19 protein-coding genes and 2 pseudogenes are annotated in these 23,352 nt (G+C 40.2%); 17 read left to right on the top strand and 4 right to left on the bottom strand.

Features of this window, described 5'->3' with window-relative positions:
• On the bottom strand, nt 1-269 hold a 269-nt coding region (locus tag F8S12_RS27990; protein ID WP_196519543.1), incomplete at its 3' end, for an integrin alpha.
• A 1,195-nt stretch (nt 270-1,464) separates the two neighbouring features.
• Between F8S12_RS27990 and F8S12_RS27985 the strand changes: the two genes are divergently transcribed.
• From F8S12_RS27985 to F8S12_RS27905, 17 genes and pseudogenes are all read left to right on the top strand, one after another.
• On the top strand, nt 1,465-2,580 hold the full coding sequence (locus tag F8S12_RS27985; RefSeq protein WP_196519542.1) for a hypothetical protein: 1,116 nt from the start codon (nt 1,465-1,467) through the stop codon (nt 2,578-2,580).
• A 276-nt stretch (nt 2,581-2,856) separates the two neighbouring features.
• Entirely contained in the window at nt 2,857-5,886 is a 3,030-nt protein-coding gene (locus F8S12_RS27980) for a peptidase domain-containing ABC transporter (protein ID WP_196519541.1), read from the top strand.
• A gap of 95 nt (nt 5,887-5,981) precedes the next feature.
• Nucleotides 5,982-6,725 (top strand): PEP-CTERM sorting domain-containing protein, encoded by a 744-nt coding sequence (locus tag F8S12_RS27975; protein ID WP_196519540.1) that lies wholly within the window; start codon nt 5,982-5,984, stop codon nt 6,723-6,725.
• A 44-nt stretch (nt 6,726-6,769) separates the two neighbouring features.
• Nucleotides 6,770-6,931 (top strand): hypothetical protein, encoded by a 162-nt coding sequence (locus tag F8S12_RS27970; RefSeq protein ID WP_196519539.1) that lies wholly within the window; start codon nt 6,770-6,772, stop codon nt 6,929-6,931.
• Nucleotides 6,932-7,029: 98 nt separating this feature from the next.
• Nucleotides 7,030-8,111: pseudogene (locus tag F8S12_RS27965) on the top strand (IS630 family transposase).
• 153 nt (nt 8,112-8,264) lie between these two features.
• Complete coding sequence (locus F8S12_RS27960; RefSeq protein ID WP_196519538.1) at nt 8,265-8,882, top strand: hypothetical protein; 618 nt, start codon at nt 8,265-8,267, stop codon at nt 8,880-8,882.
• A gap of 14 nt (nt 8,883-8,896) precedes the next feature.
• On the top strand, nt 8,897-9,268 hold the full coding sequence (locus F8S12_RS27955) for a hypothetical protein (RefSeq protein ID WP_196519537.1): 372 nt from the start codon (nt 8,897-8,899) through the stop codon (nt 9,266-9,268).
• The gene (locus F8S12_RS27950; protein WP_196519536.1) at nt 9,222-11,969 is read left to right on the top strand and encodes a hypothetical protein; all 2,748 of its coding nucleotides are present in this window, start codon (nt 9,222-9,224) and stop codon (nt 11,967-11,969) included. Before F8S12_RS27955 ends, F8S12_RS27950 begins: the two co-directional genes overlap by 47 nt.
• Before the next feature lie 243 nt (nt 11,970-12,212).
• Nucleotides 12,213-13,031, top strand: a complete 819-nt coding sequence (locus tag F8S12_RS27945; RefSeq protein ID WP_196519535.1) for a hypothetical protein — start codon at nt 12,213-12,215, stop codon at nt 13,029-13,031.
• A 266-nt stretch (nt 13,032-13,297) separates the two neighbouring features.
• Complete coding sequence (locus F8S12_RS27940) at nt 13,298-14,359, top strand: hypothetical protein (protein WP_196519534.1); 1,062 nt, start codon at nt 13,298-13,300, stop codon at nt 14,357-14,359.
• A 106-nt stretch (nt 14,360-14,465) separates the two neighbouring features.
• Entirely contained in the window at nt 14,466-15,287 is an 822-nt protein-coding gene (locus F8S12_RS27935; protein ID WP_196519533.1) for a hypothetical protein, read from the top strand.
• Nucleotides 15,288-15,342: 55 nt separating this feature from the next.
• A complete protein-coding gene (locus F8S12_RS27930) occupies nt 15,343-16,047 on the top strand; it encodes a hypothetical protein (protein WP_196519532.1) in 705 nt (234 codons plus the stop codon).
• On the top strand, nt 16,044-17,651 hold the full coding sequence (locus F8S12_RS27925) for a TrbI/VirB10 family protein (protein WP_196519531.1): 1,608 nt from the start codon (nt 16,044-16,046) through the stop codon (nt 17,649-17,651). Before F8S12_RS27930 ends, F8S12_RS27925 begins: the two co-directional genes overlap by 4 nt.
• 111 nt (nt 17,652-17,762) lie before the next feature.
• The gene (locus F8S12_RS27920) at nt 17,763-18,335 is read left to right on the top strand and encodes a hypothetical protein (RefSeq protein WP_196519530.1); all 573 of its coding nucleotides are present in this window, start codon (nt 17,763-17,765) and stop codon (nt 18,333-18,335) included.
• 287 nt (nt 18,336-18,622) lie between these two features.
• Complete coding sequence (locus F8S12_RS27915; RefSeq protein ID WP_196519529.1) at nt 18,623-18,862, top strand: hypothetical protein; 240 nt, start codon at nt 18,623-18,625, stop codon at nt 18,860-18,862.
• Between the two features lie 60 nt (nt 18,863-18,922).
• Entirely contained in the window at nt 18,923-19,183 is a 261-nt protein-coding gene (locus F8S12_RS27910; protein WP_196519528.1) for a hypothetical protein, read from the top strand.
• 112 nt (nt 19,184-19,295) lie between these two features.
• Nucleotides 19,296-20,177: a DUF4349 domain-containing protein gene (locus F8S12_RS27905; protein WP_196519527.1), complete on the top strand. Its 882-nt coding sequence runs from the start codon at nt 19,296-19,298 to the stop codon at nt 20,175-20,177.
• A gap of 1,075 nt (nt 20,178-21,252) precedes the next feature.
• Here the strand turns inward: F8S12_RS27905 and hisC are convergent.
• The 3 genes and pseudogenes from hisC to F8S12_RS27890 form a co-directional block, all read right to left on the bottom strand.
• Nucleotides 21,253-22,323, bottom strand: coding sequence for a histidinol-phosphate transaminase (gene hisC / locus F8S12_RS27900; RefSeq protein ID WP_196519526.1), 1,071 nt, complete (start codon nt 22,321-22,323; stop codon nt 21,253-21,255).
• A 124-nt stretch (nt 22,324-22,447) separates the two neighbouring features.
• Nucleotides 22,448-22,996 carry a hypothetical protein gene (locus tag F8S12_RS41060; protein WP_230968326.1) on the bottom strand — a complete coding sequence of 183 codons (549 nt, stop codon included), beginning with the start codon at nt 22,994-22,996 and terminating at the stop codon, nt 22,448-22,450.
• Nucleotides 22,997-23,122: 126 nt separating this feature from the next.
• Nucleotides 23,123-23,352 (bottom strand): annotated as a pseudogene (locus F8S12_RS27890) (tetratricopeptide repeat protein); the annotation flags it as partial.

The raw sequence follows: 23,352 nt of genomic DNA, 5'->3' as shown, positions 1-23,352 counted from the left end.
CTGCCGTTGAGGGTAAAGCCGTTGCTGCCGTTCAGGTCGGAGACGTTTAAGGCGCTATTAAAGCCGTTGGTGCTGCCAAATACTACGTAGCTTTGCCCTGCACCAGAGATGGCACTTGATGCGCCGATAATTAAGTCGTCGATGCCATCGCCATTGATGTCTCCGGCACTGCTGATTGATGTGCCTAAGGCGTTGCTGGCAGTGCCGTTGATGGTAAAGCCGTTGCCGCCGTTCAGGTCTGAGAGGTTAAATGCAAATGCATCAGCCATGATTTTTTCGTATGTTTCTTGTTAGCAATGGAAATAATATAGATATAAAATTTTTAAACAAATAACATTAGGATTAGTTAAAGCTTAGGTTAAGCCAATTGGTAGTTTGAAATATTTCGTGTTTTTATGATATAGTTTTTATGATATGGGTGGTATAGATTATCATACTTTTTCTGTAATTATTCAAATATTCAAAAAAGTTACTATTTTTGTAGATTTTAGACAACTATTTTCATGAAGTAAATAGTATTCTCAAGAAGTAGTAGGTAAGATTAAACATAAAATGACCATGTTTAATCTTACCTACTTATTTTGGGATGGCAATTTTACCTGAATTATGAAAATCACTTTACCTTAATGCAGACTCGCAGAAGTTTGCCATAAGCTACCGCTAACGTGCAATGGAAATAAAGTCAGGATTTCACGAATCTTTTAAGACTGCTATAGCTAAATAGTTGTTAAATTTCGCTAACAAGAACAACACTATAATGTTATGGAAAATTCCGTGCATTGGGTACTAGACATGACATTCCATGAAGATGCTAGTCGCATCCGTAAATATAATGCCCCATAACTGGTTATTTGTCAAATAAAATTAGATGCGTTTGCCCTGCTTTAACAATACAATGCGTCAAAGAATTGCTCGTTTGGTTAGAAAGACTTTATCTCTCTCTAAGAGGGTGTTTGAAAAGTCCTATTGTAGGTATCAAAACGTTATAGATCCCCCTTAAAAAGGGGGACTTTGATTCCAGTTCCCCCTTTTTTAAGGGGGGTTAGGGGGGATCTATCAGTGCCTAAAATCACAGCCAAATACTTTTCAAACATCCTCTAAAAAGCTAAATAACCACATTGGTGCTATCTGGTATTTTATTCATCATTATAATTCTTGTTGTAGTGCCTAAATTTATTTTCACTACATATTTACCACTACCTAAAGCTTAATCAAAAATTAATAAAACTTTAATAGGTAGGAAATTTTATCTTAATAGTCCACAAGTATATTGACCTTAGAAGTATCTCAGACACTTCTCTGCAATCTCATCTGTCATAACAAGCTTTGTTTGTGTAGCTGAGGCAGTATGTTATGGGCTTTTTCCGTTATCGCAAATGTCCTCCAGACTTCCAATTGAAGGACGATTTAGATATTTGGAATACTCCCAGAAGTTAACAAGTCGAAATTAAGGAGAAAACTCTCATGGTTCTTTACGGTTATACAGTCGGAGATACGGATAGCGATCCGAATACGGCTGGAACACAATTCGAAGTTTACCGCTTTCGTGTAGACCCATTCAATCCTACTCCTCTATTTGTAGGTCGGATTCCTGCTCTGAATAGTCAGAACAACGACTTAGAAGGACTAGGAACTAACCCCAGTACTGGAAGGGTAAGTGCCGTTAATGAAGCACGGGCAAGCGTTTCAACAACATTACCAAATCCAACAATTGATCCAGATGTTGTTGTGGTTAACAATATTGATGTGACTTTTGCTCCACAGATTAAATCAGTATCAAATGGATTAATAACGCGTTCGTCATTACCTGCTAATCCACCTAATAATCCACCTAATCCACCTATTAATGTATTTCGTTTTGGGTTTGACTCTGGTGCTGACTTTGGGCGTGACACCTCATCAACTGGAACGATACTGTCGACTAATGTTCTGTACAACATTTCGGGCAATGATACCACCAGTAACGGAGTACCGGTAGGAAGCTCGCTTTACAAAATTCCTGGAGTTACTACTGGAACTGGAGTTACTACTCTTATAGATAGATTCGGTACAGCTACTACCACTGCACAAATACAAGGAAGTGCACCTACCAATCCTGGAAAATTTGCTGATGGGTTAGCTATCGATAATCTTAATCCTGGTCGTACTCGCGCTTTTGCTAGCGATTTCGATAACTTAGATGACGTTGCAGGCGACACTACCAGAAATAACCTGTACAAAGTTGATCTGTTTACTGGTGAGCTATCTGCGCCGATTGTGCTGAGAAATCCTCCAAATCCTTCAAATCCTTCAGCTCCACCTGTTCCTCTTAATCTCAACCAAGATTCTGGACTAGCATTTACTAATGCTATCACCTCTACCAGCCCTACTCAAAGACTGTTAGCTTTGCTGGAGAATGGGCAAGTCTACGAGATCACAGGCTACCAAGACGAGCACGATGCACCAGGTTTAACTTTGGGTACTGCCACAGGTGTTAACGGTGCTGGTTTTGCAACCGCCAGATTACTTGGCACAGTCAATTTACCCAATGCTTCAAGTGGAGCAACTGATTATGAAGGCTTCACGATTGTTAACGAATAACAGCCGTTAGAATACCCTTTTATTACAACTCCTGCAAAGAGTACTTTTGCAAATGCTGGAGAAAGGGTTAACTAAAGGATAAAAGAAAACTCTATCTGTCTCATCCTTTACTTAACCCTTTTTTATTAATGTTATGAACTCTAGTATCCAAGCTCTTTAAGTACTGCTTGGTGTCTAAGTCACCAGTTAAAAGGTTAATTGAATTTAGCTAAAAATACTAAAGACAAAAAAATCGCTATCGGCTTGAAAATAAGAAATTATTTTTTATTTTTTAATATGATTTATGTTCAGGACATCTCTACTAAATTTCTTACTACTACAGAAGGATTTGACCAATTACCAGATGAGGTACTCGCCAATTTATCACAACAATTGCAAATTAGGCAGTATCGCATTGGTGAGATAGTCATTAATAATGAAACACTTCCTGAACAAGTAATATTTATTTACGAAGGACAAGTACGCTTATTAGGATACGACTTGCACAGGCAAATGCTAACTACTTTAAAATTATTACAACCAGGAGCCTCTCTTGGTGAAATTAGTTTGTTACGTGGCGTAGCTTGTGAGTTGGCGATCGCTTCTACAGAAGTAGTATGTTTAACCTTAAGTGCAGCAGAATATTTTAATCTTCTTGCTTGTTATCCAGACTTTGCCAATATTCGCACAAATCAAAGTTATTTAGCAGAAGTTTTTGACATTCTCAAGTCGCAAGCAGAAAAACAAGCTAATGTTGTTTTAAATCTTAAAGAGTTAGCTGAAAAAGCTTTAGTTGGAGCTACAATACATTACCTCTCTCCAGGAATAACTCCAATCACACAATTAGATAAGGAGAATATCTGGTTTGTCAGTAGTGGTAATGTTGCAAATTTATTACCTAATTCTCATTTAAACTTGAACGATGTTGGAGAAACTATCAAACTCACAGCGGAAATTCCAGCACGTTTGATTGGGCTGCGACCATCAGATTTGCTATTGCAAGATTTTCCAGAAGTAGAACCCCAAATTGTAGAACCCCAAATTAATGATAAGCCACAGCAGATTGCAGATGAATTAGAAATTCCCTACGCACCAGAAGAAATTGCCAATTCAAATCCTTACCCATCCAAAAGTTCACAAAAACGTAAAAAATACCCATTCTTTTCTGGTAAGGGAGAACTAAATGTAGCCATTGCCTGTTTCCAAATGCTCACAAAGCACTTGGAAATGCCATTTCGTCGGGAAGTAGTTCGTCGCATCTTATCTAAACAACTTAAACGCCAGGGAAATATATCATTTCAAGCTTGTGCTTACTTGTCAGAGTTAATTGGACTCAAAGCGCAATTAATAGATTTACCCATCACCGCAGCCACACTTATTCCCGCACCAGCATTGATTCGCTATGGTAATAATTATGCTGTTTTATATGCAGCCGATGCCAGTACGATTGTTGTGGGTGCGCCATCCAAGGGAATCATCCGCTGCAAACCCACGGAATTTGTTGATCAATTAGATGCTGATCAAACCAATTTACCTCCGCGAGTCCAGGTATTACTGCTTGCTTCCACTAAAGAAACACCCCAAAAGCATTTTAGTTGGCGCTCGTTTCTTCCTTATCTATCACGTCACCGTCGAGTACTGATAGAAGTATTAATTGCTTCTTTCTTCGTTCAGCTAGCAGCACTAGCAAATCCCCTGATCGTGCAATTAATCATTGACAAAGTTATTACTCAAAATAATATTAATACCTTGCACATTTTAGGAGTACTGCTATTAGTTATTGGGGTATTTGAAGCCGTCCTGACCACATTGCGAACTTATTTATTTGTCGATACCACTAACCGCATCGATATGGGTTTAGGGTCACAAATTATTGACCATTTGCTGCGGTTACCACTACGTTATTTTGAACGCCGACCTGTAGGTGAACTATCTACTCGAATTAACGAATTAGAAAATATCCGGCAGTTCCTGACTGGTACTGCTTTGACAGTCGTTTTAGATGCTGTTTTCTCTGTGGTTTATATTGGTGTGATGCTGATTTATAGTTGGCAACTCACCTTAGTTGGTTTAGGGACAATTCCAGTATTTGTCATTATCAATTTAATTGCCTCTCCGACTATTAGCAGACAGTTACGCGCCAAAGCTGAACGGAATGCCGAAACTCAATCTTATTTTGTTGAGGTCATGTCAGGAATTCAAACAGTAAAAGCGCAAAATATTGAATTGCGATCGCGCTTTTCCTGGCAAGAGCGTTATGCTCGTTTCGTTGCAGCTGGTTTTAAAACTGTAGTTACTTCTACCCTTGCCAATTCTACTAGCGACTTTCTCAACAAACTCAGTAGCTTGCTAGTTTTGTGGATGGGAGCTTACTTAGTTGTGCAAGGAGAATTAACGCTCGGTGAATTAATTGCCTTTAGAATTATATCCGGTTACGTTACCAGCCCAATATTGCGTCTAGCTCAAACTTGGCAAAGCTTCCAAGAAACTGCTTTATCTTTAGAGCGTTTAGGTGATATTGTTGATACACCACAAGAAGCAGAAACAGACCGCCAAAAGATTCCCCTACCAGACATTAAAGGGGCAGTAAAGTATGATAATGTTTCCTTCCGATTTTTACCCAGTGGCCCTTTGCAACTTTCTAATGTCAATCTCGACTTTGCTCCAGGAAAGTTTATCGGCATCGTCGGACAAAGTGGATCTGGTAAAAGTACGATGATGAAATTACTGCTCAGGCTTTATGAAGTAGAATCTGGCAGAATTTTGATTGATGGCTATGATATTTCCAAAGTCGAACTTTATTCGCTACGACGACAAGTAGGTGTAGTTCCCCAAGAATCGTTGTTATTTGATGGTACAGTCCAGGAAAATATTGCACTGACAAATCCCGATGCTACAACTGAGCAAATTATTGAAGCGGCAAAAGTCGCAGCTGCCCACGAATTTATCATGAACTTACCCAACGGTTACAACACGCGGGTAGGAGAACGGGGTGCAGCACTTTCCGGTGGACAACGACAAAGAATTGCGATCGCTCGTTCTGTTTTACAACGACCAAAGTTACTAGTTTTAGATGAAGCCACTAGTGCTTTAGATTATCCCACAGAGCGACAAGTCTGCCTCAACTTAGCCAAAGAATTCCAGGGAGATACGGTATTTTTTATTACCCACCGCTTGAATACTGTAAGTCATGCAGATATCATTGTCGTGATGGATGCTGGCAGAGTTATAGAACAAGGAAACCATCAACAACTAATGGCTGCCAAAGGTCATTATTATTATCTCTATCAGCAACAAGAAATAAATTTAATAACTACTAATCCTTAACCAGAAATTCTTAAAACCTTAACAAGTGGAAAACTTTTTCTTAACACTACTCAAGTAAATTGTCCTTTGAACCAAAAAATCCACTGGAATGTTTTATGCATATTTTTAACCGTACAACTTTGACAGCTGCCTTTTTCTCCTTAACCTTGACTTTCCTGACTAATCAAACGGCTAGAGCACAGACGCAAGACTTAGTTTCAGAAGATAAGTTTGACGCAGCTTTTATCGTTATCTCACCAGTCGGTGCGGTAGCTAGTCACGAAGCTTCAAACTTGAGCTTTGAGCAAACAACCGCTTCCCTTAATTCTAATTTTCGTTTATTTTTTTCCAACCTTACATTAACTACCGCTCTTCAACAAGTTACCTCAAATAGTTATAACTTAGATTTCTTGCTGACTACAGGTTCTAATGCTGGATTTATTCCTCCAGAAATTGGACTAGGAGGACAAGCGATCAATGAATGGAGAGTCGATATTGGTAACTTTATCTCTGGCATCAATAATGGAATAGATTTCCTTACTCCTGTTACTTATAATTCAGCGCAAGGAAGCTGGTTTGATGACGGCAATTTAGTGCTTGAAACCAGTTATCTATCTCAACTGAATGATAGTAGTACGACAACTCAGTTTCTCGGACAATTTGAGGTAAGACTCAACACAGGTGATTTAGGAGCTTTTGGTAATGGGATTGATACTTTTGCCTTAAAAGTCAACGTAACCACAACGAATCAACCAACTCAAGAAGTTCCCGAACCTTCAATCAGTGGTGTGTTGTTGATTTCTGCAACCTTAGGGCTAGCTTTAGCTCGACGACGCAAAGGTAACAAAAGTTTTTCTTGAGTAGAATAGGACTTACGCAAAACTACACGCTGTAGGGGCAATTCATGAATTGCCCCTACCTGAAAATCAAGGTTTCGGGTATTGTTTGCGTAAGTCCTGTAGAAGATACTGTTGGCGAACTTAATAATTCACCGAAAAGTGTGAGAAGGGGTGTGAGTATCAATGGAACAGAAAACCGGGATAAGAAAATTGAGTTCAAAGACTAAAAACAGCCGCTACCATGTATAAGTAAGTCGGCTTGAAAAAACCAAAGTATGTAAAGATAAGTAAATACGGAGAATGCATCTACCGAGGTGGCTAAGACATAGGCGCTCGTTTAAGGGTATTTCTGACTGGTGAGCAGGATAAAACTCTATTAAATCTGAGAACTGCGGATGCACCGCAGAAAGTCTAAGATCGAGCAGAGATCATCAGGTTGAATGCAGATGGCTGGTACGTTGAAAAAATAGCTGCTCATTTTAACTGGACGCCACAAACAGTAAGAGAAGTTTTACATAAATGGGAAAAGCTTGGTCTACAAGGACTTTGGGATAAACTTTCTTCGTGGGGGCAAAACGAAATACACCGAAGAAGACATAGTATTTTTGGAAGAATGTCTCAAAAAAGAACCACGAACATACAACAGTCTTCAGTTAACTCAAAAACTTCTTACCGTAGGCGCAGCCCGCCGCAGGCATCGCCAAATAAAACTGAGTCCCGATAGATTAAGACGGGTACTCAAAAAAAGGGGATCATTTGGAAACGAGCTTTGAATTTGTCATAAAGGAAAACAAGACTCCGTAATACGGGAAAAAAAGCAAGCAGACTTAGTTAGATATGTTGGAATTAGCTGCTGCTAGCGGAGAAATAGACCTAAAATACTTAGACGAATCAGGATTTTGTGTATAAAGTGAGCCTGGTTACACTTATTACCAGCGAAGTGAGCAAAAACGTATCGAGTAAACCAAGCGTCGTGGTCGCAGATTAAGCATTATCGGATTTTTTCAACCAATAATCAGCTTTATTTACGGTCTGGTTATCGGAGGTGTTGACAGAAAATCTTATATCCAGATGATGGAGGAAGAAGCTGCTGATACCCAAAAGATGGGGCGCATCAGAGTCATAGTGCAGGACAACGGGCCGATACATCGATGTCGGGAAGTTCAGCAGTTATGGTCAAAGTGGGAACAGATGGGTTTGTACATCTTCTTTTTGACCAAATATTGCTCCGAAATGAATCCGATTGAATTGGAATGGCAACATCTGAAAAAGGATGAACTGGCAGGAAAAATTTTTGACGATGAGCTAGAACTTGCCTATGCCGTAATTGATGGTGTTCAAGCTAGAGGAGAAAAAGGAAAATACAGTACACAACGTGTTAAATTTAACTCGAATAATTCTGGTTAAGCTTTCGTTACATACTTAGGAATTTTCCCGCCGACTTACTTACGATTAAATTTATAATTTTATTAAAAATAAATGTTCAATCATGTTAGATTGTAAATAACTGTAAAATTTTAGACAACCAACACTCATAGTACAACATAGGAAAATTAGCAAATGTTTAGACAAAGTTCTCACGAGAGAAACTTTCTCAAAGCTTTAACTGGTAGTGCAGTCAAAGGATCTCATAAGTTAAGACTGGGACTGGAATCCGGCCGGATTATTCTGGTTGAATCTGTACCTTTTTTGATTGCTTGTGCTGTATTCGTAAGCGTTATCAGCCTAAAAAGTCCTATCCTGCTTTTTTGTTTACTAGTTGGTAGTTTAATTGCAGTCATCACACAGCAAATTGGGCAGCAGGTACATTTACCAAGGCGATCGCTAATATTATTACAAGTTTTAGCAGCAGCCATCATCCTGGCTTTATATTGGTTAGACTATTTTGCAGCCCCCGCGCAAGCACAGTTTTTTGGGGAAGCTGAAAAGTTTTTCAAAAGAACCCTACAAGATGGTTCAACAACAAATGCTGGTGGTGCTGACACAGCAGTAAGTTTGATATTTAATGTATTGCGGGCGATTTACTTACTCTATATTGCAATTTCCTTAGTTGGTGTGATTAACGCAGTGCGTAAAGATGAAGATTGGCAAAGTATCGCCAGAACTCCCCTATTAGTCGTTGTTGCTGTTACCATTGCTGATGTACTCACACGCTTTATAATCGGCGATAATAAATAATTTAGATATTTCAAATGTCTCAAGAGCGGGAACAAGAATTTCGTCCAGTTAATCAAGTTCTGGGAAGCCAGCCCTCATTAGGACCAATTCCAGCAGATCAAATTCTTCCTTGGACGGTAATTGCCTTAGTCTCTTACTTTATCATCAATGGAATTTTTGGCGGTCTTTTCCAAGAAGAGTTTCAAAAATGGTTGTGGACAGTATTAATTACTGGTTGGGGAATCGGAACTTGGTGGATCTTAACTGGTGGTAGAAGTTGGAGCTTTTTAAGTAAATTTATTGGCGTTCCTGCTTGGACAAGAGGCTTTGCTCGTTATCAAAGCTTACTCGAAGTTAACCATGAAGCAAAAAATCGGAAAACAAAGCGTCAGCGTCGCCGGAAATGAAAGTAGATTAACACCATTTGAAGATGCCTTACACTTGGCGACGATGCTACGTGTCGCAATGAATGGACGTGATATTGGTGCTTACCTTTTGACAAAAGGCACTCAAAAAGATCGATTCTGCTTTGTTTTTGGTTTTGACTGTAAGGGAATTCATACCACTTTAAGACCAGAACAAATCGATACACTTTTTAATAACATTGAAGCCGGATTGAAAGACATCCCAAGCGGTGAAAGAATGACACTGCATTTGGGATCTTTTAGTTCAGATAAAGAGCGGCAGAAAGAATTAGCATCACTAATCAGAAATGCCCCATCACGAGATATTAAATATTTGTTGATGGCGGAAAGAGCTAGAGTCAAAGAATTGACTATTTCTGGTATTCGTAAGCCAAAATTTTTGCGGATTTATGTCACTTACACCATTGAATCCAACTCGCAACATGCCGATGATTGGATAGAGAAGCTTTTAGTCAGAGCTGAATCATGGTGGTTGAAATTTAAAGGTGAACTCTCAGAAGTAGAAAACCAGCGCATTGAAACCCTGATCACAAATGCTTACAAACAGGGTTTTCTCCGTTGGGAACAAATTTTATCTAACCAAATGGGATTGGATGTTAAACCTTTGAAAGCTGATGAACTCTGGGAGGATGTCTGGAAAAGGTTTAATGATACAGAGGCAATAGATATTCCTCAGTTAATGACTTTAGATGAACAAGGACTGCACGAACAAGTTAATTCAGATTTAGCTAGTACTAGATTGCTTATCGACAATGTTCACGGTGCAACCTTGTTGATGGAGTCTAGCGTACCTTGTGCCGATCGCAGGTGGGTTAATGTTAACAATCGTTATATTGGCGCACTGTCATTTCTAGAAAAACCCGGAGGTTGGCCAAATAAATCTGTCCAACTGCGCTATTTGTGGGAACTGTTGGCTAGAGAAACAGTAGTAGATACAGAGATTTTTTGTGAGTTGACTGCGGCAAATCCAGCAGTGGTTAAAACTACCCTGCAACGAGTCTTGAAGCAGTCGAACATGACGACAATCATGGCTCAAGAAAAAAGTAAAACCATTGATGTCAACGCTCAATTAAAGTTAAAGAAATCGGTAGCAGCACAAGAACAATTATATGAAGGTGCAGTTCCGATTTATACGAGTGTCGTCATTTTGGTACATCGTCCGAGTGTAGAGAGATTAGATGAGGCGACAAGATATATTGAAAACTGTTTTCAACGTCCAGCAAGAGTAATTAGAGAAACTGAGTATGCCTGGAAAATTTGGCTGCAAACTTTACCAATAGTTTGGGAAGGTTTGTTAGCAACACCTTTTAACCGTCGCCAGCTATATTTAACCAGTGAAGTTCCGGGATTAATGCCTTTAGTGTTAACTAAAAAAGGCGACAAACAAGGCTTTGAGTTGATTGCTGAAGAAGGCGGAACACCCATACATTTAGATTTATTTAATCAGCATAAAAATTTAGCTTTGTTTGCTACAACTCGCGCAGGTAAATCGGTATTGGTATCTGGAATTTTAACTCAAGCTTTGGCGCATGGGATTCCTGTCGTGGCGTTAGATTTCCCGAAACCTGATGGAACATCTACTTTCACTGACTACACAGAGTTTATGGAGGGGAATGGAGCATATTTCGATATCTCCAAACAATCGAATAATTTATTTGAACAGCCAGATTTGCGATCGCTAGATCCAGAACAACAGCGCGATCGCTTTAACGATTATACTGGTTTCCTAGAATCAGCGTTAATGACGATGGTTTTAGGATCATCTACTGAAAGTCAAATTTTATCGCAAACCGTGCGATCGCTGCTCAACTTAGCATTAGAAGCTTTCTTTAGAGATGAGGGGATAAAAGAGCGATATCGAGAGGCGATGGCGGGAGGATTCGGCACTCATGCTTGGCAGAAAACCCCTACCTTGAAAGATTTTCTCTATTTTTGTTCACCAGAACATTTGCAGCTAGATTCTTTAAGTGGCAGAGTAGAAGACGGCCTGAGTCAAATTCAGCTGCGCTTGCGGTTTTGGCTTTCTAGCCGCGTGGGACAAGCCATTTCTGCACCATCCAGCTTTCCTACCGATGCACAACTTTTAGTTTTTGCTCTCAGAAACCTATCAGATAGTGAAGATGCAGCCGTACTATCCTTGAGCGCCTATTCAGCAGCACTACGACGTGCCTTAAGTAGTCCAGCATCTATATTCTTCATTGACGAAGCACCAATTCTATTTGAATTCGAGCAAATTTCTGACTTAGTTGGCAGAATTTGCGCTAACGGCGCTAAAGCTGGGATTAGAGTTATTTTATCAGGACAAGATCCTGATACTATTGCTAGATCCAAAGCTGCATCTAAAATTTTGCAAAACTTGACAACACGATTGATTGGACGCATTCAGCCGGTTGCAGTGGATAGCTTTGCAGAGATATTGAAATATCCCCGCCAAGTTATTTCTCGTAATGCTTCAGAAAGCTTTTTTCCCCGCAAAGAAGGTATTTATAGCCAATGGCTACTAGATGATAACGGTATTTATACATTCTGCCGTTACTATCCAGGTTATGAACAATTGGCAGCAGTTGCGAATAACCCTGCTGAACAAACTGCACGTAGCAAAATGATGCAACTTCATAGTGATAAATATGAAGCAATTTCTACATTTGCACGTCAGTTAATAGCTACACTACGTGGTAGTTAATCAAGGAGGATATTTGTGGAAAGTTAACATTGATAGGATTTACGCAAATCGACATGCGGTAGGGGCAATTCATGTAGACGCAAAGCGGCTTCCCGCAGGGTATTGCCCCTACCCAAAAATAAGGGTTTCGGCTATTGTTTGCCTAAGTTCTGAGTGATTTAAAAAGTTAATAAATAACACTTTATCAAACTAAATTCTTGATTCACTAGATAATTTTCCCTACCTTTTGAGGTTACTAAATGTATGAAAAAAACTACCATTTTGACTTTTACTTTGCTATCTCTAGCAATCATACCAGCGATCGCCCAAATTCAGACAGTCAAGAGCGGATTAGGCCAGGTTTGGACTGATTTTCAATCATATTCCACAGATTTGCAAGATTACCTTCAAAATAATCTGAGTGACAACTTAAAACGTGATGAAGTACAGAGTCGACTTAGTGGTGCCACGGGAGAATTGAATATACCTAACCCGGTGGCTGCGGGAAAACAGGTTCGTGATGATTTGATTAACTACTCTTATCGTTTAGAGTCTAAATCAAACCGCTTTGAGAATAATTCAGTCGTGCGGGGAAATTTAGTTAGTAATGAACTCAATCGTGTAATTAGCCGTGGAGCAGCAGAAAGTGTTCTCGGTAGAAATGGGCAAATTAGGACAAAAGCGAAATTAGAAAATACTGAGAAAAGCTTGGAAGATATTGCAGGATTTGCCCAGGAAACAGACGAAAGCAATGATAGATTTCTCTCTACAATTCGCGGCCTTGCTGCTGGTAATGCAAATCCTGAAACAAAAGTTCTTTCTAACTTGGCAGAGTTGTTAGGTATTAGTCAAGTGCAAATTCTGAAAATTCAACAGGAACAAGTAAAAATTGTAGCTGAAACATTTGCTCAGTCATTACAAAACAATCAGTCTTTGCAATACTCCAACTTAAATTTAGCAAACATTTCTCAACAAGCAGAAGAGGCAAATCGCGCTCGTAGAGTAGAAACATCTACAGAGGCGGCGCGACTTTTACGAGCTACTTCTCAAATAGATTTGTTTGGTAGAAAAGTTGATAATTAGAATTTCATGATTAAAGATTCTAATTTTCCACACAATTTTAAAAATCCTTAGAGAATGTTTGAAAAGTCCTCTTATCGTTAGCAAAACGTTTTAGATCCCTCTAAATCCCCCTTAAAAAGGGGGACTTTGATTTCGATTCTCCCCTTTTTAAGGAGCGCTAGGGGGGATCAATAAGACAGCGTAATGCACCGAAAGCAGCCGCAATAGTGCGTTACTTTCCTAACGTACCCTACGACGAAATCTAAAAAACAGCCTATAAACTTAAAATGCAACTTTATATTCAACTAATTTTTGCCCAATTAGACGCCCAAGTAGGTATTGATGAGATTCTCGATACGGGTGTCGCAACCTCCCAAAGTATTGCCGAAGGTTGGGACAAACAATGGCTAGATTTATTACAAAATAACACCAGTGATAACTTGTATGGATCGTTGACAAATCTGGGTATTTTTTTTGCAGTAGGAACCCTGTTGTTTTTTATGGTACAATTCCTCAGAGACTTATTATCCTACGAACTTACCCGTCCCATATCATCTTTAATTTGGCCTTTTCTGGTGGTGATACTTTTAAGTAATTCAGGCGACGGAAGTATACTTTCTACTCTGACATTGGGAGTGCGGAATTTTTTAAACGGTGTAAATCAGCAAGTATTAGTAACAGCAGATGCCGATAATACATACCAGCAAGCACTGAATATGAGTGTTGCCGAAGAAGTCGCTGGTTCTTTGTTACGTCCTTGTCAGTCGCTTACTGGCGAACAACAAAGTCAATGCTTTGCCCAAGCTGCTGAAAAATTAAATATTCTCTGGCGACAATATAGAGATGCATACGGAAGTAAGAACTGGATAATTAGACTACAAACTAAGGTAGATAATATCAGATATGGCACTGGTATTGTATCAGAAACCTCGTTTAATTCTTTGTTAGGTTCTACAGTCCAAACGAGTATTAAAAACTTTTTAATTTCCTTACAATATGCTTTCCAGAATTTGATAGAAGCCACTATGTTGCTGATAGCAGCTTTGGGGCCAATAGCTGTAGGTGGATCTTTACTACCTGGAGCTGGTAAACCAATTTTTGCATGGCTGACCGGATTTTTATCTATTGGAATCGCCAAGATTTCATTTAATATTATTGCTATACTGACTGCCGCAGTTATTGTAAACGGGCCAGGTCAAGATGTTAATGTTGATCCAGACTTAATGTGGTTTATAATTTTTCTGGGAATTTTAGCACCAATTGTATCGTTACTTGTGGCTGCTGCTGGCGGTTTTGCAGTCTTCAGCGCTATCAGCAATACGGCTTCTTTAGTAAAGGAGAGGATATAAAATAAAAAATTCAAAATGAATAAACTTAATTTTGGCAAGTGTCCTGATTAGTGACTAGATAAAAATTATCATATATAATAGCTAATTTTTTACAGGAGGTGAGTAAATGGTGCGTTTACTAGAAAGAAGACAAAGAACAGGAAGTGTGTTAGCAATTTTTGCGATCGCTTCCTTCGGCTTACACATATTAGTTTTACTTTTATTCATATTTCAAGGGCTAAATATTCGCCAACTTAGTCTCAGAAAATCTCCCAACTTTGTGCAATTAATAGACGGTAAACCAGTAGCTAATATTGATGATTTAGCAAGAGAACCAGAAGCAATTCGCCAATTCATCAGCAAAACGATGATATCAATGTTTAACTGGTCGGGAACCTTACCACCACAAGGTATTGAAGAAGTCGCAAACCCCAAATCAGACTTAGGAATACTTATTAGAACAACTCAAGGCGGTAGCCAAAAGATTAGTACCAGCAGTTGGATAGCTAGTTTTGCTTTATCAGAAGACTTTCGCAAAGGTTTCTTAAGCACAGTTGCAGAAATGACACCGCCAGAAGTTTTCTCGGAAAATCCCATCCAAGGTATGACATCACAATTAGTTATTAAACGAGTTTATCCGCCAGAAGAAATTGCACCAGGGAAGTGGCGAGTGGGTATGGTAGCCGACTTAATTCAAAAAAACCGAGTTGGTGATGCAAAAATCATAACTCCTTTTAACAAAGATTTCCTTGTCCGTGCAGCAGATTATTTCGCTAATCCACAAACCGATGGCACTATTCTGCAAAAAGCAATTTATAGTATCCGTGCTGATAAACTAGAAATTTATGAGATTCGTAACTTATGTTTGATAGATAACTACAACAATCCTAACGAAGATAATAGAAAACAATGCGGAACTGGACAAACATCTGATAGCTTTATCAGATAATCGATTTCTAATTTCCTTGATGATAATTCAATCTATATAATAAATAAATTGATTAATGCAATTACTAAACACAGAAAATAAGAGAAATAGCCCCTTACCACTGTTGGCAGTGGGAACATTTGGATTACATATATTAACCTTGCTGTTATTAGTATTTCACAGGTCTATGTTACAACAGTTAGACCGACAACTCACACCTCAAACTTTAGTGCAACTGGTTGATGGTCGCACTATAACCGTAGACCCTCAACCAAATTTAGAGAGACAGCCAGAGGCTATTCGGCGCTTTGTGGGTGAAAGTATGAGCTTAATGCTCACCTGGTCACAGCAACAGCCACCAACCCAAATCTGGGAAATTACCTCCCAACTAGTCGCTGATGATCTTAAACAAAAACTTAAGTCAGAAATTACTAACTTAAATCCAGATAGCCAGTTTGAAAATGTTAATAGAGGAGCAGAGAACGTATTAGTAATCCAAAAAATTTCTCAACCTACAAAAATAGGCGATGGAAAGTGGAAAGTGGAGATGCTTGCCAATCAATTAGTATTTAGCGGTTATGATAGGCTAGGAAAATCAATTTCGTTTAATAAACAAATATTGGTTAGAGCAATAGATGAACCAGCAACTTCACTACCAAATGCAGCACTGCCGTCGCACTTCGCAGCTTACCGCCTTGGAGAAGCTAGACTAGAAATTTATAATGTCTGTGAAATCCAAGATAAAAATTGTTCTGGAAATCTAAACCAAGCTCTACCATGACACGATATTCAATTCCAGCTGAAACTCCGCCAAAAAATCTACATACTTTAACCACCGACGATCGCCAACTACAATCTGTAGAATCTTTCGATTGGGAATCACGGATGGCAAGGTTGGTTGGCTTTGAAGAAGAATCTTCTTCTACCGATACCCAACCATCAGAAGACTCTGCTTCTAGTACTGAGCAACCGTTATCTCAACCACAAGAAGTTAAAACAGCGCAGCCCCTCTCATCTAATCCCTTTGCAAAGTTAGGCTTGGTAGGAGCTGCTACCTTAGCTGTAGTTTTGGTGGCTGGTGTGTTTTTGACCCAATTGATGAATCCCAGCAGTCGTAAACCAAATATTGTTTCTCCACAAGTGCGATCGCAGCCAACTAATGAATCTAACGCTCAACGGTTAGAAGCTGAAGTAGAGACTCTGAAAACAAAATTAGCCCTGAGTGAACAAGCAGAATCGGTGAAAGCCGCCCAACAAAGGCTCAGAATTGCTAAATCAACGCCGACAGTAGCCTTACAACCAGCACCACCAGTTTCTTCCAGAGGTATTCAAAGAGTGATCCCAACACCCCCACCAACAGTTTACGTTCCTCGAACAGTCACAGTTGAGCGCATCGTGAGAGTGCCTGTTTCTCAACCTATGCCATCACCCCAGCTACCAGTTGTCAAGCCAGACCCTCAACCCGTAGTCAACATAACTCCACCACCCCCACCAACTGCACTCGAAGAGTGGACAAGGTTAGCAAAGTTAGGTAGCTACGGTCAAGTAAATGTTACTGATAAACCTAATAACATTGCAGCTGTTCCTGCGCCTGCAAACGATACGCAGCCACAGGAACAGCCTCCTTCCAATACTGACCCAACTCCTGAAGTGAGCCAAGGGCAACCGCAGGGAGATAAATCTGTAGCAGTAGGGACTAGCGCCAAAGCTGTGTTGGCAACAGCTATATTTGGTGAAACTACTAGACAAAAGGGTAGCGAAGGAGAGGAAGAGAAAAACGTATTTGTTGTCAAATTGAAAGAACCGCTAAAATCTAGGGATGGTGCGATCGCTGTACCTGCAAACACTGAATTCCTAGCTGAAATTCGTTCCCTTTCCGAACAAGGTCTTTTGCAGATGAACGTAGTCAAAGTTATCTCGCAAAATGATGGCAACCTTATAGAACGAAGCTTACCTAACAATGCAATTATTATTCGCGCTCCCAAAGGTAAACCTTTTATAGCAAATAAATTTCCCAGTCAAAGTTCGTCCATAGCATCAATGGATATAGGACTATTTGTTTTAGGAGGTATTAGTAAAGCAGCAGAGTTAGTAAATCGTTCTGATACCAGACTTGTGTATGCACCATACAACAATCCCAACAACGATACTAACGACGGTGCCAACAACACCAACAACAACGGCTTTGGTTATCCTACTACTATTACTGAGAACAGACGCAACCTTGCAGCTGGGGTTTTGGAAGGTGGTTTGAACTCTGTAGTACCCCAAATTGCCCAACGTAATCAACAAGCGATCGCCCAGGCGTCGCAACAAACTAATATTTGGTTTTTGCCAGCAGGCACAAATGTTGAACTATATGTTAACCAAACAACCCAGCTTTAGGAGGTAAGATTTATACCAACTTTGGATTGGATAATGGTGATTGGTAATTAGTTTTCTGCCCATTTTATCTATCTCCCCCTGTTCTATCTACCAATTTCTCCATTTGCAACCATGAAAAATAAAACTAACTTGTCAGGAAATACCTTAAATAACTCTTATTTCCTACCTATAGCTTCCTTCATTTTCTCGGTTGCTATGTTCTTGTTGGTAGGCCGCGCTGTAGCTAACAACGCTGTTCTACGCTCCATATTTTCCTGTCAAGCACAGGGTTTAGGGGGAGTAATACCTACCCTTAATGTTTCGTATCAGCAAGGAACAAACTTAAGCTTTATTCCGGCTGGAGAAGTAATTAAAAAAGTTTGGTTAAACGATCCATCACAAGTAACTATAGATTTTGATGGCCCGGTATGTATGCAGTTTGGGGAAAAACCTAATACTAGTGTAGAAGATTGTAAAAACTCAGCAGCAAATGTAATTCAACTCAGACGAATTCCCAAACTGGATATTCCTGGGCTTCCTAACACTAGCAATACACTTTTAACAGTTGTTACCGAAGGGCAAGGTAAAACCAAGTTGTATACTTTTCGAGTCCTATATGGAACAGGTAGCCCTGAATATCACACTTTAGCAGTTTATCCCGATCCTTCTGCTCAACAAGCTTCTTGTGTGAGAGTTTCACAATAGGCTTTTAGCAAAAGTAGCTGACTACGACTGAAGTTTAGCTCAACAAAAAGCGCTGATGCTTAGGTATGTCTGCATTGTGGCTTTTCAAAATTTTCTTTATTTATATAGCGCTAAGGACAGGGAATGGGGAGTGTTATATTTCAATCAATTGAAAAACGCCATAACTTAGCCTTATTGACTTACTCAGGCGTTTTCAGCCTACATCTTTACAAATATTGAGATAAAAACTAACCACAAATTCCAAATTCTGTGCAAATATAAAGAAAAGCTTAAGAGGTTACAGACTCATGGTCAGTGCCAAAATGATGCAACAGCTTTGGGCTGTAATCGAGTCTACACAGGTCAGCACCCTGCTCCAGTTTGATGATACTGCTTTAGTACAATTGCTCCTCCAGCAGTTAAAAGTTAAGCAGGGGCTTGACGCGCAGGCAGATAGCACCCTCAATACTTATATAAAATCTAAACTGCCTCTAATTCGCGATACGGCTGAAGGTAGACTATCCTTCGGGCAGGGCGGCAATCATTAATACGAGAAACCAAATGATTGCTCACTGCCAAGCATCCGCTCCTTGTTCAAACAGTGCAATATGATGAATTACTGGCTAGTAATTGCCCTAGCAGCTTATCTAATTGGAGCGGCGATTGAAGGGGTGAGTACAGCCAGTCAGCTATCTCATTCATTGCCAGAACTAGTTAAAAACACACAAGTTCAGCCCTCAGAGTCTGCAACTCCACCTACTTCGATTTGGCGAGTTGTCGCTGTCATTGCCTCAGTAAGTATCTGTGGAGCTTTCTTGTGGCCTTGTCGTCTTTTGCACCGTTTAATTAAAAGCAACGTTCATTCATGACAAGTTAAACAGGAAAAATTTAGTCTCCCTGTTACATAAATAGCAACAATGCTACCTTTAAGTTTTTCACTCAGCGATACTGAGGTTAACTTAATCCATCTGGGGGTAGATTATGCACGCCTTGACTAAATTACCACGCAAATCAGCTTTATTTGTGAGTGCGCTACTGGGAGGGATAATTTTTACCAGTTGTGCTTCTGTTTCTCAACCCTCAAATCAGTCATCAGCTCCAACTCAAGCCAATCAAGGCGCACCATCTGCCGAGACTGCTGAGAATGCGTCTCTAAAGGCAGAAGCTGCACCAGTACGCCGTGAGCGCCCACAATTAATCAAAAAGGCAGCAATAACTCTGATTGTCAACTCTGTAGATAAAAGTATTGATGCCGTCTCGCAAATTATCAATAAACAGCAAGGTGACTTGATCGGGTTAAAAGAACAACAGCCCACAAAGGAAAACGCGCGTCATACTGCATCAATACAAATACGCTTACCGCAGAACCTGTTAGAACCTACTCTAGAAGAACTAGCTAAATTAGGCACAGTAGAGAATCGTAATATTACGGCGGAAGATGTGGGCGATCGCTTAGTAGATTTCCAAGCTAGATTAACCAATCTACGCAAAACCGAAGCCAATTTACAAAAAATTATGGATCGCGCTGGTTCGGTAAGAGATGTGCTAACTGTTGCCCAAGAACTGAGTAACGTTCGGCAATCAATAGAACAAATTGATGCCCAATTGAAAAACTTACAAAATCAAGTTGCTTATTCTACTATTACCCTGAACCTAAAAGCAGCAATGTCTAGCGCAAGTCCACAACCTGCCTTAGGTTCGCAAATTCAGGAAACCTGGAATAACTCTACTTACTCCTTTGGTACGTTTACGGTTGGCTTACTGAAATTGGGTATTTGGTTAATTGTTTATAGTCCCTATTTGTTAATTTTGGCTGCTGGTGTCTATAGCTTTACTCGTTGGCGACGAACACAAACACCATAATGAGCTAGTTGTTTTTAAAATACTTGAAAGTTTTTGAGGGATTAGTCAATAGTTAAGCTTAAACTTCCATACTCATCGAATTACTGGTGACTAAGGATTATACTAAATTTAATTTTTTATTTATTTTCTCTTTAACTTTCTGTAGCGATCGCCCAAATGCTCGCACATCAAAGTTTTTTGAGGACTCGTTTGAGTTTAGCGTTTAACATAATACACAAAAACTGATCGTTAGAATACTTTTCAGTACAACTAAAAACTATATATTTTGTACATCTAGCACAGTAGGAAACGCCGAGGGTGAGACCAGGTAAAAAGTAAAAGATATAAGATAAAAAGTAAAAGGTAAATTTACGTCTTAATTTTACTTTCTATCCTTGTAGCGCAAGCATTTCACCTGCTTCACCTTGGCGTTTTAATTTTTCCTTTCTCCGCCGCAGCAAGCTAACAACAGCTGCGACGGAGTTTTGCTATCTTCATTAATTCTGCTGTATCTTATATCAAGTTCGATAGATGCACTGCAACGATTCCACCTTTATTATAAGTAATTATCCGAACTTGATATTATTAAGCGATCGTGTCATTTCCCTGATTCGCAGAAGAAACATCTCTTCTCGCCGCGTGGCTGAAAAGAAGGGACTCAAGGTTATTAACAAGACACTCTGGGCGCGATATATCGCACTACATATATGCGAATACGGTTCGGTTAAGGCAAGAGACGCGATAAATCGCCGTCTCTACAAAGGAATAATATTGTCGGCGTAGGGTCTGTCATTAAAAAACCTTATCTGAACCGTATTGACATATATGCTATGCAGCGCTTGGTTTTCAAGTCTTTGTTTCCTCGTTCCTGGGCTGCCGCCTGGGAATGCCTTCATTGAGTCTCTGGCTCAATGTCTAACTGGAGGCAGCAGCCCCTAATCAGCCATTCCCATGCAGAGCATGGGAACGAGAGAACAATGAGAAATCGAGCTTTTTTTGACTTGTGTGTACACCGTAGCCTTACTAAGGAGAGGGGAGGTTTTTTATGGGCTTTTGCATAGGACGTGAAAAGTCAGTTAGATCCTTTCCTCTCCTCTCAATCTTGCTTGTCTCCACCCTCCAACAAATAAATTAGCGCCTCCACTAAAGCCTGATTTTGTTCATCAGTACCAACAGTAATTCGTAATTTATCATCTAGTCCAGGCTGCTTGAAGTAGCGGATTAAAATTCCTCGTTCCTTTAGTTTTTGATAAAGATATTCTGCGTTTCCTTCTCTTGGCTGTGTCAGCAAGAAGTTTGTTTGGGAATCCCAAATATGAAAACCTAATTGTTTCAAGTCTGTTGCTAACTTAGTCCGCGATGCTTTAATCTTTGCCACACAAGCATTTTTATAAGCTTGGTCGATAATAGCAGCCGTGCCAACTGCACAAGCGATCGCATCAATATTGTAGCTATCTTTCACCTTAAACAATCCCTGCAATAGTTTGGGATTCGCCACCCCAAAGCCCAGTCGCAATCCTGCCAAGGAGTACCCTTTAGAAAGTGTCCGAATCACGATGACGTTTTCATATTCTTTTACCAAAGTCAATGCATTCTCTTCGGTAAAATCTGTGTATGCTTCGTCAATCACTAAAACTCCAGATAACTGGCTGGCTAATTTCCGCAGATCATTTGTTGATACCACATGCCCCGATGGACTGTTGGGCGACGCAATGAATGTCACAGATCCATTGGCAGCAGCTAGTTTTTCCAGAGGTAAAGTGTAGTCATCGCTGTAGGCAATCTCAATAACTTCCGCAGCCTGCATTTCTGTTAATGTGCGATATAGCACGTAAGTTGGCATCGGATAAACTACTTTCTTCCCAGGTTCTACACAGGCTCGAATCACCACACTCAACAATTCGTCACTGCCATTTCCGACAATTATCCAATCGCTAGGAATTCCCAAAACTTTACTTGCAGCTTGCCGAAACTCCTCCCCGAATGGTTCTGGATACCGCCGCAACCATTCCCCATCGATATTTTGCAGCACAGCTAGAGCCGCAGGGGAAGGAGGATAGGGATTCTCGTTGCTGTTGAGTTTGATGATCTGTGTACCGCGCCCTGGTTGCTCACCAGGAATATAGCTAGCCATTGCATCAACATTGGAGCGGAAATACTTGGTCATGGTAATTTATATTCATAATTTACCGAAGAATGCAGGTTCGGTATAAGGCAAGACGCGATAAATCGCCGTCTCTACAATATCAATCTTTCGTCGTGACGGCGATTTATTGCGTCTTTCTTTTTCATCAAGAAACCTTAACCAAACTGTATTGGGGGTGATTGGATGGTAGGGAATCAATACCGTTCGGATAAGATCCCCCCGCCTGTGGCGACCCCCTTAAAAAGGGGGTAAAAGAGATATTAGCCCCCCTTTTTAAGGGGGGTTGGGGGGATCTTCGAGGAATAAACACGTTAACCGAACTGTATTGGGTAGGGAATTGTTTAAAAAGGGCGATCGCAGAACATATCGAGGCATTACACGCCAGTGCTTCGGGGTGAATTATAGCGATCGCAATCTCCGACAACCAAGGCACAAGTCTAAAAAACTGCTGAACGAGTATCAAAGACTCTCGCACGAGTATTAAAGACTCGCCGACGAGTATCAAAGACTCTCGCACGAGTATTAAAGACTTGCCGACGAGTATCAAAGACTCTCGCACGAGTATTAAAGACTCGCTGACGAGTATCAAAGACTCTCCCGCGAGTATCAAAGACTCGTGGATGAGTATCAAAGACTCTCGCACGAGTATTAAAGACTCGCCGACGAGTATCAAAGACTCTCCCGCGAGTATCAAAGACTCGTGGATGAGTCAACTGAACGCAAAAGGGGCGATCGCTTCTACCAATTCTTCAAAATACGCGATCGCTGCCAACCAGAAAAGCCAAATTCAATTCTGACTTTCTCAATTACGAATTACGAATTACGAATTACGAATTAAATCTTGCACTCTCGCTACCATTTGCCTAACTCTCTCAGCATGAGGAGATTGGATACGCTGCAATATATCCAAGGCTGGTTGCAAATAATCTAGTGCTTGATTGTAATTACTCTGTTGTTCTGCTATATGCCCTAACCACCACAGCGTTATTGCCTTGGTTGGGACATCGCCGATTTGTTCATTGAGAGCGAGGGATTGTTGATAAAGGGCGA

Origin of the sequence: Nostoc sp. WHI (assembly GCF_015714725.1) — a bacterium.
Lineage (GTDB): Bacteria > Cyanobacteriota > Cyanobacteriia > Cyanobacteriales > Nostocaceae > Nostoc.
Note: the sequence above shows the minus strand (reverse complement) of the source record. Positions and strands in the feature narration are given on the sequence as shown.